A 13128-nucleotide genomic window follows, 5' to 3' on the forward strand; every position below is an offset into this window, starting at 1 on the left:
GCCCACGCTTGGGGCGGCGCCGCCCTGTAGTTTTCCATTCGGAAGCGCGAGCCCGCGCGTCAGGACAGCTTCCGGCGGACGTCGTCGACCGCCAGCGCACCCTGGAACAGCCACGTCAGCGCCGGATGGCGCGGCGCCACGCTGGCCATCCCGAGCAGGACGAACGCCCGCTTTGGCTTGCCGTTCCGGAGCGCGAGTGTGGCCTGTGCGACCAGCATCGCGACGTTGACCGCGTCTCGCTGGATCCGGAGCGGGCCGCCGACCAGCACCCTCGCCGCGTCTCTGGGCGTCGGGAACATACCGTGGCCTGACACCGGTGATCGAAGTAAGCGTTCGGCCCGGAAGCCGCAGGGCTGTCGCGTTTGCTCAAGCTTTTCTGTGTTCAGCCCCAAGGAGCGAGCAGTCAATGGATACGGAGCCGCCCCGCGGGCGCTCTGGTGACGCCGACCTCGAATGGTGCTTCGAGGCGGTTCAGGGCGTCTCCCGAACGTTCGCCATCACTATCGACGTGCTCGAAGAGCCGATGTCCTCGTACATCTGCGTCGGTTACCTCCTCTGTCGAGTCGCCGACACGGTCGAGGACGCCGGACACATCCCGCCCGAAGAGCAGGCCGAACTGCTCGAACTGTACGACAGCGCGCTCGACCCCGAGGACCCGGCGACCGTCGAGGAGTTCCGCGAGGCAGTCGATCCGTACATTCCCGACGACGCCGGCGAGGACTGGGCAGTCGTCGAGCGCTCGCCCCGGGTCGTCGCCACGTTCGAGTCGCTGGGCGAGGACGCCCAGTCGGCGATCTATCCGCCCGTGAGCGAACTCGTCACTGGGATGGCCGAGTTCGTCGAGCGCTACGCCGACGACGGCGGGCTCCGCATCCGCACCATCGACGAACTCGAAGAGTACTGCTGGTACGCCGCCGGAACGGTCGGCGAACTCATCACGAACCTCCTCGCCCAGGACGTCGACGACCGGCGCGCCGAGATCCTCCGCGCGAACGCCCGCGGGTTCGCGCTCTTGCTCCAGCTCGTCAACGTCGCCAAGGACGTCTCCGACGACTTCCGCGAGGAGAACAACGTCTATCTGCCGGCCTCGTGGCTCCGCGAGCACGATGTCAGCCCGTCGAACGTGACCGAACCCGAGAACGAGACGGCCGTCGCGGGCGTCATCCAGCGGGTCACCCACCACGCCAGAGGATACATGGACGACGCCCAGCGCTACCTCGAAGTCCTGCCCGAGTCCCAGGGCAACACCCTCGAAGCGTGGGCGATCCCGTACCTGCTCGCGGTCGGCACCAGCCGCGAACTGCTCGAACGCCCCGAGGACGTCGTCCGAGAGGGCGGCGTGAAGGTCTCGCGAGGCGAAGTGATGGCGCTGATTCAGGCGTTCACTTCCGGGGACATCGAGCGCGAGCGCCTCGACGAGATCCGGAGCGAGATCGCCGAGGAGCCGTACTCGCCGTCCTGAAAGGCCGGACTCCGCTCAGTACTCGTAGAAGCCCGTCCCCGTCTTCTTCCCCAGATCGCCGGCGTCGACCTTGCGCTTGAGCAGGTAGGCCGGCTTGTAGCGGTCCCCGAGTTCCTCGTGGAGCGTCTCGGAGGCGTCCAGACAGATGTCGAGGCCGATGTGGTCTGCGAGTTCGAGCGGTCCCATCGGGACGTTCGTGCCGAGTTTCATCCCCTTGTCGATGTCCGCCTTCGAGGCGACCCCCTCGTCGTAGGCTCGGATGCCCTCGTTGATCCACGGCATCAGGATGCGGTTGGTGACGAAGCCGGGTTTGTCGTCGGACTCCCACGTCTCCTTACCGAGGTCCTCGGCGAGCGCGTGGGCGAACTCCGCGACCGCCTCGTCGGTCTTCTCGCCGACCACGACCTCGACGCCTTTCATCACCGGCACCGGGTTCATGAAGTGGAGGCCGACGATCTGGGCCTCGCGGTCGGTGACCGACGCGATTGTCGTGATCGAGAGCGTGGAGGTGTTGGTCGCAAGCACCACGTCCTCGGGGACCGCCTCGTCGAGGTCCGCGAAGATGTCCTGCTTGATCTCCATGTCCTCGACCGCGGCCTCGACCACCACGTCGCAGTCGGCCAGATCCGCGAGGTCGGTGGTGCCCTCGATCCGGTCGAGCGCGGCGTCGGCGTCGGCCTCGCTCAGTTTCTCCTTGGAGACGAACCGATCGAGGCTGTCCTCGATGGTCTCGAAGCCGCTCTCGACGAACTCCGTCTCGACGTCTCGCATCACCACGTCGTAGCCGGCCTGGGCCGCGACCTGCGCGATGCCGCTACCCATCGTTCCCGCGCCGACGACGCCGATTCTCTCGGTGCTATCGAGCGTGCGTACCATGGCCGGCAATTCTTGCGGTCAGGCCGTAAGCCTACCGAAGTCCCCGACGGGATTACTCGAACGCCCCGAGCACGTCGCGGGCGTCGGCGACGTCCGCGAACTCCTCTCGGAGGTGGGCGAGCGCGACCTGATGGTTCCGCTCGGGCGCGATGGCGGTCCCGTCGGGCGCTTCGCGGTCGTGGGTCGCGGTGGCGTCGGCGACCACGACCGTCCGGAACCCTAGATTCTCGGCCATCCGGGCAGTGGTCGAGACGCAGTGGTCGGTGGTCAGGCCCGCGACCACCAACGTCCCGTGGCCGCGCTCGCGGAGCCACCCCTCCAGGTCCGTCCCGACGAACGCGCTGTTGACCCGCTTGACGAACTCGCGTTCCTCGCCCTCGGGGGCGAGGCCGTCGACGAAGCCGAACCCCTCGGCGTCGGGCCGGAGCGGCGAGTCGGCCTCCCGGGAGGCGTGGCGGACGTGGGCCACCGGTCGGCCGGTCCGCCGCCACGCCGCGAGGAGGTCCCGTGCGCGGTCTTCTGCGCCGGGGTTGTTTCGCTCGCCCCACTCGTCGGCCTCGAAGCCCCGCTGGAAGTCCACCAGCAACAGCACTGCGTCGTCGGGGAGGTCGTCCATAGATAGCAGTTCGCGGACGCCGATATATTCCTGTCGCCCGCCATTCGGACGGTCATCGTTCGGTCACGCTATGCAAAAAATACAAGCCACGGGAGTGTGAGACCCAACTAACTGGTGACGTCCCCGTGAGCAACAACGACGCCCCCGACGACGAAACCCCGAACGACCCGGCGCGGCTGACCGACATCCGTTTCGTCGGCCCGGCGACCGCTGAGGTGCTCGCGGGCGCGTCGTTCGACGCCTCGGGCATCCCGGACAAGACCGTCTCGTACGAGATGCTGGTCGAGGCGGGCGTGAACGCCGGCGTCGCGACTCGGCTTCGGCGCGAACACTCCCTGCCGTGGTCGTTCGGCGGCGACGAGGACTCGCTCGACGAGCGGTCGTCGAAGGTCCGCGGACTCCAGGACGGCGAGCGCGAGTGGGTCGCCGCCAGCAGCGGCGACTGGGAGTCGGCCGACCCCGGCGCCGACGGCGCGTCCGCGGAGGCGTCGGCGGACGGCAGCGGCGCGGCCGAGGCCGCCGAGGCCGCGTGGCGCGACCGCTCGAAGCCCGATCCGGTGACCGACGTGCCGGGCGTCGACGCGACCGTCTCGGACCTCCTCGCGGAGGCCGGAGTCACCTCCGTCCGGAGCCTCGCGACCGCCGACCCCGAACACGTCGCCGACTCGCTGGAACTCGACCGCGAGCGCGTCGCGGAGTGGCGCGACGCCGCCCGCGACCTCGCCTGATTTTTACTCACTCCGTAGTAATCATTAGTCTGCCCTCGAACCGCCGGAGGGCCGTCGAGGGCCCCCAGATCGGACCGTACCGCCGAGCCCCGTCGCCGACGCGTGACCATTAAACTCTTATGCGAGGTTATCGGATTTTGGAACGAATGATTCCGCTCGACGACTCACCGATCACGCGCGACGGGAAGTCCCTCATCCTCGCCTACGACCACGGGCTCGAACACGGCCCCTCGGCGGACTTCAGTTCGGTCCCCGAGACGCTGGACCCCGAGACGGTCTTCGACATCGCGACCCACGACGCGGTCACGACGCTGGCGGTCCAGAAGGGCGTCGCCGAGACGTACTACCCCTCCTACGACGATCAGGTGAACCTGCTGGCGAAGCTCAACGGCACCAGCAACCTCTGGATGGGCGAGCCCCACTCGCCCCAGAACTGGACGGTCGAGTACGCCGCCGAGCTCGGCGCCGACGCGGTCGGCTACACGGTCTACTCCGGGTCGAACAACGAGAAGGCGATGTACGAGGACTTCCGGGACGTCCAAGAGACGGCCCACTCCGAGTACGACCTCCCGGTCGTGATGTGGTCGTACCCCCGCGGACAGGGGCTGAAAAACGACACCAAAGAGAGCGTGATCGCGTACGCGACCCGCATCGCGCTCGAGATCGGCGCCGACATGGCGAAGGTCAAGTACCCCGGCTCCCGGGAGTCGATGGAGTGGGCGGTCGAGTCCGCGGCCGACGTGCCCGTCGTCATGTCGGGCGGCTCGAAGGTCAGCGACTACGAGTTCCTCTCGAGCGTCGAGGCAGTGATGGACGCCGGGGGCTCCGGACTCGCGGTCGGTCGGAACGTCTGGCAGCGCGAGGATCCGGAGGCGATCCTCGACGCGCTCGAACAGGTGATCTTCGAGGACGCGACCGCCGACGAAGCGCTCGACGAATGAGCGACCCCGGCGCCGACCCGATCTCGCGGGTCCTCGAGACGGTCGCGAACGCGGCCCCCGAGATCCGGAGCGGACTCGCGGGTCGCCGTCGGAAGGCCGACGAGCAAAACCCCAGCGGCGAGACCCAACTGGCCGCCGACGTGTGGGCCGACGAACTGCTCGAAGACCGCCTGACGGCCCTCGACGGCGTCGGCCAGTTCGCCAGCGAGGAGCGCGAAGGCGTCGTCGACGCGGGCGAGGGGTACGCCGTCGCGATCGACCCCCTCGACGGCTCGTCGAACCTCAAGTCCAACAACTCGATGGGGACGATCGTCGGCGTCTACGACGACGACCTCCCCGCGAGAGGGCGGGAGCTCGTTGGGGCCGCCTACGTCCTCTACGGGCCGATCACGACGATGGTAGTCGCCCGGGACGGCGCGGTGACCGAGTACGTTTTGGAGGGTGCGGACGGCGAACTCGCCGACCGACGGGCGGTCCGCGAGGACCTCTCGTTGCCCGACGAGCCGGTCGTCTACGGCTTCGGCGGGCGCGTACCCGACTGGACCGACCGGTTCGCCGACTACGCCGGAGAGATCGAGCGCGAACTCAAACTCCGGTACGGCGGTGCGATGATCGGCGACGTGAATCAGGTGGTGACCTACGGCGGGGTGTTTGGCTACCCCGAACTCGACTCCCGGCCCGAGGGCAAGCTCCGGCTCCAGTTCGAGGCCAACCCGATCGCCTACATCGTCGAATCGGCCGGCGGGGCGTCCTCGGACGGTTCCGGGTCGATCCTCGACGCCGACGCCGACGAACTCCACCAGCGCACGCCGGTGTACGTCGGCAACGAGGGGCTCGTCGATCGGCTGGAGTCGGCGTTCGAGTAGCCCCGCCCGTCTCGTCTTCTCGCGCCGTCAGTCACTCCGCCGAGAGGCGCCACTCGTCGTCGCCGACGCGTTCGGTCAACAGCTCCCGGCTCCCGTCGCCGAGCAGTCGCAACTGGAAGCTCCCGTCGTCGCGGGCCACGTCGAGGTTCAACGTCGTCACGTCGGCGGTCGTCTCACGGCGGCGCTCGTCGGGATCGGCGTCCCCGTCCGCGCGCAGGCCGTAGTCGTCGTAGTCGAGAAACACCGACTCGGCGATGGTCCCGTCGTCGGTGTACACGTCACCCATGAGTCCGCTCCGATCGTCGTCCTCGGTGATCACGAGCGTGTACGTTTCCATCGGCATGTGGTCGGGTTCGACGGCATCCGGGTTGAGTGTGGGGGCCGCCGGCGACGAACCCCGGCCGGTGACGGGCGTCGAAACCGCCCGGAACTCACTCGCCCGAGCCGGCGTCGCCGGTTTCGTCGAGCCGCGCCTCGTACTTCGCGAGCGCGGAGCCGAGGGCGTCGTCGGCGTCGACCCCGACTGACTCGGCGAGCGCGAGCAACGCGAACAGCGCGTCACCGAGTTCGTCCTCCGAGAGCGCGAGCGCGTCGGGGTCGTCGCCGTAGCCCGTCGAGGTGTTGGCGTCCTTGGCGAGCTCTCCGAGCTCCGACGTTAGGTCGAGCAGGCGGTAGGCCGGCGGCGCGTCGATGTCGTAGCGGTCGACGAACGCCGCGACCTGTCGCTGTGCGTCCATGCCCGACGACCCGAGGGTGAGACAGTTCAATCTATCGAACTATCCGCGGTGTCAGTCGCCTTTCACGGGGTCGGTGTCGTCGGCGCCGAACCGCTCGAAGGCGGTCCGGAAGTCGCCTTCGTCCTCGGCGATCTCGGCCCACGCCTCCAGTCCGCGCTCGGCGCGGGTCCCCTCGATGGTGTTGTCGAGGACGAACGCGACCAGCCCGCCGACCGCCATGCCGGTGCCCCCGATCACGTAGACGGTGTCGGCGACCAGTTTCGTCCCGAGCACCGGGCCGACCACGGCGACGTTCGCGAGGCTCTGGCGGAAGAAGGCGGCACCGCCCATCCCGTCGGGGGCCGCGGCCGCGACGTTGCCCATGTAGGCCGGGACCGCGAGCCCCGCGAACAGCGAGACGCCGATGACGTAGATGTTGCGCGAGGAGTCGAGGTCGACGTACTTCAGGTTCGAGAGCCCGACCGCGACGATCTGGCCGAACATGGCGACGTAGAGCCCGCCGACCACCGGGTCGGGGATCGACCGGATCGCGGCCCCGAAGTAGCCCACGAACCCGACCCCGACCATCACGACCGCTCCGACCTGCACCACGTACCGCGAGGCGACCCCCGTCAGGCCGATCGCGCCGATGTTCTCCGAGTAGGACGTCGAGCCGCTCGCGCCCATCAGCCCGGAGAAGACGTTCATCAGCCCCTCCATGCCGATGCCGTGGTCGATGCGCTTCTCGCTTGGCGCGCCGACGCCCGACAGGCGCGCGACGGCGTGGTAGTCCCCGAAGCTCTCGATGATCGAGGCCCCGACCCCCGCGAGCATCCCGATGGCGAGCGACGCCTCGAACTGGGGCATTCCCCACTGGAGCGGGTACGGGACGACCACCGCGGGCGCCTCGAAGATCCCCGTCACGTCGACGTACCCCGAGGTGCCGGGGGCGTAGACGCCGGCCAGCGAGAGTGCGACCGCAAGAGCGTAGGCCGCGACGACGCCCAGCAACACCGGGAACAGCGCGAACACCCGGCTCCGGGAGTCGAGGTACTGCGAGAACAGAGTGATGAGCGCGAGCGTCACGAACAACAGCGGCCAGTTCTGTGTCGCCGCGGTGACCTGCGGCGCGTCGAACAGCGAGAGCCCGATGAGCGCGATGGTCGGTCCGATGACGACCGGCGAGAGATACCGCCTGAGCCGTCCGAGCAGTCCGAAGTAGCCGATCGCGACCTCGAACAGCGACGCGACGATGATCGCCCCTTGGAGGCCGAGCAGTGCGGCCCGCCAGTCGGCCATCCCCGTCGGGTTCGTGGCCTGTACCACGCCGACGACCGCGAGCGCGGGCGCGAGCATCGAGAACGGCGCCCCCTGCACGATCGGGTAGCGGTTGCCGAGCGTCGTCTGGGCGAGCGTCGCGATCCCCGACACCACGAAGAAGGTCCCGATGAACCGGGGCCACAGCGGTTCGGGCATTCCCAGCGCCCCCGCGAGGATGAGCGGGACCGCGATGTTGGCCCCGACCATGGTGAGGTAGTGTTGCACGCCGAGCAGGATCGACTCCCCCAGCGGCGGTCGCTCATCGATGCCGTAGTCGACGAAGTCGGATTCGGTCGGCTCCGACCCCGCGTCGCGTTCGTGGTTCTCGGTCACGGTTCTGACTCGGTTACCACAGCATCCGAAGACCGGATACAAAAGCGGCGCGACTGATCGTCGGGGCCGCGGGACCGACAGTCAGCCCGAGGTGGCGTTGGTCGTCTGATTGCCCGTCTGGGGCGGCGTCACGCCGCCGGGTCCGAGTTCGGGCACACCGCTGGATCCGCCCGCGGGGGCCGGAGCCTCCGCGGTCTTTTCGCCGGTCACGAGGAAGCCGGCGACGTTGCCGACCAGTCGGTCGTTGTCGCCGACCGTCGCGGTCGCGGGCGCGAGGAAGTCGGTGTCCCCGATCGCGGTCACGTTCCCGGCGCGCGCGGCGACGGTGTAGTTCCCGGCCCGACGCGTCGACGAGAGGCGAGCGTCCGCGGCCGCGAGCACCGGCTCGGCGTCGGGGCCGGTCGCGATCGCCGCGGCGTCCCGGAGGACGACCCGGTCCGCGCCGGTCGCGAGCGGTCCGTCGCCCGTCGGCGCGGCGTAGACGCTCTGGAAGTGGTTGGCGTTCTCGGCCATGTCGTAGAGGTAGCCGGCGTCGAACGAGAGATCGAACGCGGCCGCGAGGTTCGTCGGCTGGCCCGGCGTCGCCGACGAACCGCTGGCGCCCCCGAGCGGGATCGGGAGCGAACTGGCACTAGAGGAGGCGGGCGCGCCGGCGGGATCGGCGAGCAACAGCACCCGACCGCCCGCCTCGGCGAAGGCCTCGATGCCGGCGATCTCGTCGGCGGTGTACTCGGTCGCGGGGTTGGCCACGACGAAGGCGTCGGCCGACCTGAGCGTGTCGTTGAACGTCGACTCGCCCGAGCCACCCGAGAACCCGCCGAGGCCCTGCCCGGCGCCGGCGCCGGTGTGGAACCGGACCTCGTGGCCCTGCGCGATCAGCGCGTCGACGAGCGGTTGGAGATCGCTCTTCTGGACCGCGTTGGCGTGGCTCCGGTCGACGACCACCGTCTTGGGCTCGTCGCCCTCCGGCGCCGTGACCGTCCCGTCGTCGGCGACCGGCGTGGCCGGCAGCGAGTCCGAGGTGAACGCCGGCGCGTCCGGATCGGTGGACGCGTCGGTCGCGTCGCCGAGCAGGACGCCCGCGCCGGCGACGCTCGCCAGCACGACGCCCGCCACGAGCGCGAACGCGACGACGCTCTTCAGGAGCTCAGTTCGTCGCATTCGTACTCACCTCCGCGGTCACGGTGCGGTCGGTCTCCAGTTGCCCGTGGAGCATCAGATACTGGACGGTGTCGACTCCCGCGTACCCGAAGGTGGCGCGGGTGGTCGGCCCGTCGCTGGCCGTGGCGTTCAGCCCGAGTTGCCCGAGCACGCTCGGGGCCGGCGACTCCATCCGGACGGTCCGGTAGTTCGCGAGGCCCGCGCGGTCGGCGGCGGCCCCGATGGCGGCGTCGACGCCGCCGACCTCGTCGGCGAGGCCGACCTCGATGCCCCGGGACCCCGAGTAGAGCTTCGCGTACGAGAGCTCCTCGGCGGTGAGATCGAGCGCGTCGCCGCGCTCTTCGAGGACCGATCCGACGAACGCGCGCCGGAGGGTCTCGACCCGGCGCCGGACCTCGGCCTCGGTCGCGGTCGAACGCTTGTCGGGACCGGTCGTGATCTCGCCGGCCGGCCCGCCTCCCGATGGCAGCAGCGCGCGCACGCCGACGCTACCCACGCTGCCCGCGGGCGAGACGAAGATCCGATCGGCCGGGACGGCGGCGTAGTAGCCGCCCGAGGCCGCCGAGCCGGTCACGCTCGCGACGACCGGCATCGTCTGTTGGGTTCGCTTGACCGCGAGGTAGAGCTGTTCGCTGGCGGCCGCCGAGCCGCCGCGACTGTTGACGTCGAGCGCGACCGCCTCGATGGAGTCGTTCTGACGGGCCTCGCGCAGGTCGTCGACCGCCGCGGTGGCGGTGTCGCCGGTAATCGTGCCGTGGACCTCCACGACAGCGACGGTACCGTCGGGCGCCGTCGCGGCGTTCCACGCGTACGGCGCGGCTCCGGCTCCGACCAGCAGTCCGATCACGCCGAAGACGACGATCGGGCCGCCGAGGCGATCGAGTAGTCCGGAGTCGTCGGGTTTCACGCCGCGACACCTCCTTGGGCGGCGGTGGCGTTGGCGGCGGTCACCGACGTGTTGGTGAACCGGATCGTCTCGGTGACGGTACCGGACTCGCGCTCCCACGTCGACTCGATCCGGAGCGGGACGCGGCGTTCGGCGTCGATCCAGATCCGGCGCTCGGCCGGCCGGTCGGTCGTCGCGTTCGTGGGGTCGATCGAGAGGACGACCGCGGCGCGGTCGCCGACGACCGCGGTCCCGCGGTAGGTCACGTTGTGCGATTCGACGAGCCGGCCGGCGAACGCGCCGTAGGAGGCCGGCGTCTCGGCGCCGGGGGTCGCGGTCGCCGCCGCGTCGGTCGAGAGCAGCGTCGCCGGCGAGGGGTCCTCGACGACGGTGACGGTGCCCGCGTCGGGGCCCGTCTGGTGGGCGATCCGGAGCGACTCGCCCTTCTCGAAGCGGACCGTGGCCCGCGTCGTCCGGGTCGTCTCGCCGACCGAGACGGTGCGTTCGATCGTGGTTGTGTACTCGTCGAGCGCGTCGTAGCGCGCCTCGACCTGCTGTGCGACCGACTCGGGGTCGTCGACGGCCGTCCCGGCCGGGCCGAGACAGCCGGCGGTCAGGAGGAGCCCGACGACGCCGAGCACCGAAACGGAGCGGCGGGGATCGGGCGGCTGTAGCGGTGACATCCGAATGTCAGTTCTCACTAACGATTTAAAAACGTACCAGTTTCGTATCGGATCATACAGTGTTCGGTCGCCGCACGGACCGTCAGCGTCTCACGAAGAGCGGCTTCCCGATCGGCGAGCGTCGCGACCGGGCCGACGAATCGGCGGTCCCGAGCGAGCCGACAGTTATGTAGCTCGGCTGTGACGTTCTGGGTATGGGACGTATCAACGCCGAACGGATGGACTGGACGAGATTCGAAGCGGGCGACGCGGAGTTCAGACGCAAACAGCTCGGCGAGGCCGCCGGCGGCGACCAGTTGGGGTGTAGCCTCTACGAACTGCCCGCCGGCAAGCGGTCGTGGCCCTACCACTATCACACTCGAAACGAGGAGGCCCTCTACGTCCTCGCCGGGGACGGACGGCTTCGACTCGACGACGAGTCCCTCGCGCTCGCCGCGGGCGACTACGTCGCGCTCCCCGCCGACGAGCGGGGCGCCCACAGGGTGGTCAACGACGGCGACGAACCGCTCCGGTATCTGGCGGTGTCGACGATGGACGACCCGGAGGTGACCGTCTACCCCGACTCGGAGAAGCTCGGGGTGTTCGTCGGGTCGCCGCCGGGCGGGAGCGACGACCGGCGCCTCCACGGCTACTACCCGACGGACGCCGACGTCGACTACTGGGCGGGCGAGGCCGGCGAGTCGGACAACGACGACGAGCACCGGGACTGAGCCGGCTACGAACCGCGGAACCGCTCGACCCGCTCGCGGGTCGGCAACGCGGCCATCGCGCCCGCCTCGGTGGTCGTGATCGCGGCGACGGCGTTGGCGAACGAGAGGACCCCCGACAGCGACCGCTCGCCGCCGGCCAGCGCCGCCATCGCCCCCGCGGTGAAGGCGTCGCCGGCGCCCGTGGTGTCGACCGGATCGACCGCGTACCCGTCGTGGGCGACGGCGTCGGGCCCCCACGGGGCCGCGTCGGTCGCCCGGGCGAGCGCGCCCGCCTCGCCGCGGCTCACCAGCGCGGTGTGGGGGCCGCGCTCGCAGACCGCCCGGGCGAGCCCGTGGGGGTCGTCGGCGTCGACACCCGCCTCACGGAGGTCCTCGGAGGTCGCTTTCACCACGTCGGCGTGGTCGAACATCTCGGCCGCGCTGTCGGCAAAGGCCCCGCGGTCCGCCCAGAGCTCGGGCCGGGCGTTCGGGTCGAACACGACGGTGCAGTCGCGGGCCGCGGCGCGTTCGGCGAGGTCGAACGTGGCGGTCCGGCCGGGGTCGGCCGCGAGCATCACCCCGCCGACGTACACCCACGCGACCGAGTCGAGGACCGCGTCGGGCACCGTTCCGGGTTCGAGTCGGGTGTCGGCGGTGTCGTTCCGGTAGAACGTGAACGCCCGGTCGGCCGCCTCGTCGTGGCTCACGAACGCCAGCGCGGTCCGGGCGTCCGGATCGCGCTCGACGAACCGGTCGGGGACGCCGTTCGCCGCGAGCGTCTCGGCGAGGTGGTCGCCGAAGGGGTCGGTGCCCACCCGCGTCCAGAACCACGGCGTCGTCCCGAGGCGAGCCAGCCCGACCGCGACGTTGGCGGGCGCGCCGCCGGCCCGCCGGGCGAAGTTCTCGACGTCGGCGAGCCGGGCGGGTCGGTCCGGGAGGAAGTCGACGAGCGCCTCGCCGGCGACCAGCACCGCGGGCTCGGAGTCGGTCATGGCGCCGAGATTCGGCGGCCATCCCCTTGGGTTTCGCGGTCGGACACCGGCTCGCGGGGAGAGGCCCCGCCACCGCGAGCCCGTGGTTTCTTGTCCCGGTGTGGCGAACCCCACCGGGGGATGGGTGATGAACGGAACCACGAACCACGACTCACAGCGGGGCGCGCCGTCGACGACCGAGCGAGAAGCGACGCCGTCGACGACCGAGCGAGAAGCGACGCCGTCGGCGACCGACGACGACGAGCTATCGGGCGAGGGGCAAGTGACTCGCCGGACGTTCCTTCGCGCGACGGGCGGGGCCGCGGCCGCCGCGGGCGCGGCGACGGCCGCGAGCGGCGAGGGTGCGGCCCAGACCGAGACGTACCGCTTCGGCGGGCACGTCCCCGGGTGGGAGGCCCGCGCCCCGGAGTCGATCGCCGGGGAGACGAATCCGACGCTCGAACTGGAGGCCGGCACCGAGTACGAGGTCGTCTGGGAGAACCTCGACGGGGTGATCCACAACTTCGTGGTACGGACCGAGGACGGCGAAGAGCTGGCCAGCACCGAGGACGTGACTCAGGAGGGCGCGACCGCGTCGGTGACGTTCACCGCGACGCCCGCGATGGCCGAGTACATCTGCATCTATCACCAGTCGACCATGGTCGGGGACATCGAAGTCGAGGGCGAGGCGGGAGCCGGGGCCGGCGCCCGAGCGGACACGGGCGAGGCCGCCGACGGGGCGGTTCCGCTCGAAATCCTCGCGGTCGCCGGCTCGGTGCTGGTCCTGTTCCTCTCGCCGCTCCTGTTCGCGCTGTTCCTGTTGACGCGGCGCCAGCGCGACGGACAGGAGGGAGGCGCGCCGAACTGATGGTCCGGCGGG

The 13128-nt window shown here is 70.4% G+C and carries 16 protein-coding genes; 6 read left to right on the plus strand and 10 right to left on the minus strand.

Annotation, left to right across the window (positions count from 1 at the left end; genetic code table 11):
• Nucleotides 1-59: 59 nt before the first annotated feature.
• A complete protein-coding gene (locus tag EPL04_RS07045) occupies nucleotides 60-299 on the minus strand; it encodes a hypothetical protein (RefSeq protein WP_134670629.1) in 240 nt (79 codons plus the stop codon).
• 107 nt (nucleotides 300-406) lie between these two features.
• On the opposite strand from EPL04_RS07045, the gene EPL04_RS07050 reads away from it, so the two are divergent.
• A complete protein-coding gene (locus EPL04_RS07050) occupies nucleotides 407-1462 on the plus strand; it encodes a phytoene/squalene synthase family protein (protein WP_134670630.1) in 1056 nt (351 codons plus the stop codon).
• 15 nt (nucleotides 1463-1477) lie between these two features.
• Here the strand turns inward: EPL04_RS07050 and EPL04_RS07055 are convergent, their stop codons facing one another.
• Nucleotides 1478-2338: a 3-hydroxyacyl-CoA dehydrogenase family protein gene (locus EPL04_RS07055; protein WP_134670631.1), complete on the minus strand. Its 861-nt coding sequence runs from the start codon at nucleotides 2336-2338 to the stop codon at nucleotides 1478-1480.
• 52 nt (nucleotides 2339-2390) lie between these two features.
• Nucleotides 2391-2954, minus strand: a complete 564-nt coding sequence (locus tag EPL04_RS07060) for a cysteine hydrolase family protein (RefSeq protein WP_134670632.1) — start codon at nucleotides 2952-2954, stop codon at nucleotides 2391-2393.
• Between the two features lie 125 nt (nucleotides 2955-3079).
• Between EPL04_RS07060 and EPL04_RS07065 the strand changes: the two genes are divergently transcribed.
• The 3 genes from EPL04_RS07065 (at nucleotide 3080) to EPL04_RS07075 (ending at nucleotide 5489) form a co-directional block, all read left to right on the plus strand.
• Complete coding sequence (locus tag EPL04_RS07065) at nucleotides 3080-3682, plus strand: DUF7409 domain-containing protein (RefSeq protein ID WP_244605508.1); 603 nt, start codon at nucleotides 3080-3082, stop codon at nucleotides 3680-3682.
• A gap of 146 nt (nucleotides 3683-3828) precedes the next feature.
• On the plus strand, nucleotides 3829-4623 hold the full coding sequence (locus EPL04_RS07070; RefSeq protein ID WP_134670633.1) for a class I fructose-bisphosphate aldolase: 795 nt from the start codon (nucleotides 3829-3831) through the stop codon (nucleotides 4621-4623).
• Complete coding sequence (locus EPL04_RS07075; RefSeq protein WP_134670634.1) at nucleotides 4620-5489, plus strand: class 1 fructose-bisphosphatase; 870 nt, start codon at nucleotides 4620-4622, stop codon at nucleotides 5487-5489. Before EPL04_RS07070 ends, EPL04_RS07075 begins: the two co-directional genes overlap by 4 nt.
• Before the next feature lie 31 nt (nucleotides 5490-5520).
• Here EPL04_RS07075 and EPL04_RS07080 read toward each other — a convergent pair whose 3' ends face one another.
• From EPL04_RS07080 to EPL04_RS07105, 6 genes are all read right to left on the minus strand, one after another.
• Entirely contained in the window at nucleotides 5521-5832 is a 312-nt protein-coding gene (locus tag EPL04_RS07080; protein ID WP_134670635.1) for a hypothetical protein, read from the minus strand.
• A gap of 88 nt (nucleotides 5833-5920) precedes the next feature.
• Nucleotides 5921-6226 carry a MazG nucleotide pyrophosphohydrolase domain-containing protein gene (locus EPL04_RS07085; RefSeq protein WP_134670636.1) on the minus strand — a complete coding sequence of 102 codons (306 nt, stop codon included), beginning with the start codon at nucleotides 6224-6226 and terminating at the stop codon, nucleotides 5921-5923.
• 51 nt (nucleotides 6227-6277) lie between these two features.
• Complete coding sequence (locus EPL04_RS07090) at nucleotides 6278-7858, minus strand: uracil-xanthine permease family protein (protein ID WP_134670637.1); 1581 nt, start codon at nucleotides 7856-7858, stop codon at nucleotides 6278-6280.
• An 81-nt stretch (nucleotides 7859-7939) separates the two neighbouring features.
• Nucleotides 7940-9019, minus strand: a complete 1080-nt coding sequence (locus EPL04_RS07095; RefSeq protein WP_134670638.1) for a DUF4350 domain-containing protein — start codon at nucleotides 9017-9019, stop codon at nucleotides 7940-7942.
• Nucleotides 9006-9926 carry a S49 family peptidase gene (locus tag EPL04_RS07100; protein ID WP_209019584.1) on the minus strand — a complete coding sequence of 307 codons (921 nt, stop codon included), beginning with the start codon at nucleotides 9924-9926 and terminating at the stop codon, nucleotides 9006-9008. The genes EPL04_RS07095 and EPL04_RS07100 overlap by 14 nt, the downstream gene beginning before the upstream one ends.
• Nucleotides 9923-10588 (minus strand): sigma-E factor regulatory protein RseB domain-containing protein, encoded by a 666-nt coding sequence (locus EPL04_RS07105; RefSeq protein ID WP_134670639.1) that lies wholly within the window; start codon nucleotides 10586-10588, stop codon nucleotides 9923-9925. Before EPL04_RS07105 ends, EPL04_RS07100 begins: the two co-directional genes overlap by 4 nt.
• 194 nt (nucleotides 10589-10782) lie before the next feature.
• On the opposite strand from EPL04_RS07105, the gene EPL04_RS07110 reads away from it, so the two are divergent.
• Nucleotides 10783-11298, plus strand: coding sequence for a cupin domain-containing protein (locus EPL04_RS07110; RefSeq protein ID WP_134670640.1), 516 nt, complete (start codon nucleotides 10783-10785; stop codon nucleotides 11296-11298).
• A gap of 5 nt (nucleotides 11299-11303) precedes the next feature.
• Here the strand turns inward: EPL04_RS07110 and EPL04_RS07115 are convergent, their stop codons facing one another.
• Entirely contained in the window at nucleotides 11304-12269 is a 966-nt protein-coding gene (locus EPL04_RS07115) for a carbohydrate kinase family protein (RefSeq protein ID WP_134670641.1), read from the minus strand.
• Between the two features lie 127 nt (nucleotides 12270-12396).
• On the opposite strand from EPL04_RS07115, the gene EPL04_RS19005 reads away from it, so the two are divergent.
• On the plus strand, nucleotides 12397-13116 hold the full coding sequence (locus EPL04_RS19005; RefSeq protein WP_209019585.1) for a cupredoxin domain-containing protein: 720 nt from the start codon (nucleotides 12397-12399) through the stop codon (nucleotides 13114-13116).
• Nucleotides 13117-13128 lie beyond the last annotated feature (12 nt).

The organism is Halorussus marinus (genome assembly GCF_004521895.1).
Taxonomy (GTDB): Archaea; Halobacteriota; Halobacteria; order Halobacteriales; family Haladaptataceae; genus Halorussus; species Halorussus marinus.